The 1,370-nt window shown below is 37.4% G+C and carries 3 protein-coding genes; all 3 read left to right on the top strand.

The window, feature by feature from the left end; genetic code table 11:
• Window positions 1-286: hypothetical protein (locus ABT186_RS47760; protein ID WP_502973569.1), on the top strand; the 286-nt coding region annotated here is incomplete at its 5' end.
• Entirely contained in the window at window positions 283-876 is a 594-nt protein-coding gene (locus ABT186_RS47755) for a hypothetical protein (protein WP_351502938.1), read from the top strand. The genes ABT186_RS47760 and ABT186_RS47755, both read left to right, overlap by 4 nt.
• Window positions 877-886: 10 nt before the next feature.
• On the top strand, window positions 887-1,370 hold a 484-nt coding region (locus ABT186_RS47750), incomplete at its 3' end, for a type I restriction endonuclease (protein WP_351930705.1).

Here is a 1,370-nt window from a genome sequence, read left to right as displayed (position 1 = left end):
TAAGCTAGCTATTGAAGCAATGAAAAGCAAATACACCAAGCTATTGATTGAAAATTTTCTTTTGTCACCATTAGAAATGACAGATACGGCAACAATGGCAGGCTTACAGAAAAATGTGTACCCTCTCTATGACGAACTGAAAGAATTGAGAGGGCTTAATGGAGTCAAAGACCACTTGTCTTATGTATCTAGCAAGCGTGAAGAATATTCTAAGCGCAATGTAGCGAAGTATCTCAAAAAAGCAATCGAGCAATACCTACCCACGGTTAAAAGGCAGGACTTATGATGAGTGAAAAGTTAAAGACAATCAAAGAGCTTGCGGATGAAATAGGTGTTTCAAAGCAAGCTGTATGGCAAAAAATAAAAAAAGAATCGTCAATAGATTTACGTCAATTTACGTCAAAAAAAGGAAATACCGTTTACGTTGACGTTGATGGTCAAAAAGTTATTAAGAATGCTTTTTTTAACAAAACGTCAACTAAAAAACGTCAACAAAAAGTTTTTGTTGACGACAACGTGGATAATTCAGTTGATGACAATCCAGAGGGGAATGAAGAGATTTTATTTTTAAGGAATCTAGTGTCCGAACTCCAATCAGAAAAAAAAGATCTTCATAAGCTATTAGACCAGCAACAACGTCTAGCCTTACAGGATAAAAAAGTACTAGAAGAGTATAAATCAGAAATCAATGAATTGAAAGCTCTTAAAATGCCTCAGGAGGATATGAAAGATGGCTCGTCGATAAGGGGTGAGGCGCAGGAAGAAATCAATGAATTGAAAGCTCAATTGAGGTTATCAGAAAAAGAACGAAACAAGGCAAAAGAAAAAGAGCCGGTAAAAACAGAATCTAAAAAATGGTGGAAACTATGGAAATGAGGGGGATCAAATGAGTCATTCGGAACAAATGATTGAAAACCAGTTCATACAGATCTTAAGTGAGAAAGAAAATCAGTGGACTTATCGTCCGGACTTGAAGTCGGAAGAAGCACTTTGGCAAAACTTTAGAGGCCATTTGAACCGAATAAATTTAGCAGTATTGGAAGAGCAACTATTAACGGACAAAGAATTTAAGCAAGTCAAAGTCGAGTTTTCACGTTTGACCGGAACGCCTTTTTTAGCTTCTCAATGGCTTAGAGGAGAAAACGGGGTGGCTCAAGTTTTATTAGAGCGAGAAAATGGGAAAAAAGTGACTTTAGAAGCCTTTAGAAATAAGGATATCTCAGGAGGAACTTCTTCTTATGAGGTGGTTCACCAAGTGGTCCCAGATTCCTCTAGAGTAGATCGTGGAGATGTGAGCTTGCTGATTAATGGGCTCCCAATCATTCATATTGAGCTCAAAAAAGAGTCCGCTAAAGACGGTTTTATGCAAG

Source organism: Streptomyces sp. NPDC001634, from assembly GCF_040298185.1.
Classification (GTDB): Bacteria; Actinomycetota; Actinomycetes; order Streptomycetales; family Streptomycetaceae; genus Streptomyces.
Note: the sequence above shows the minus strand (reverse complement) of the source record. Positions and strands in the feature narration are given on the sequence as shown.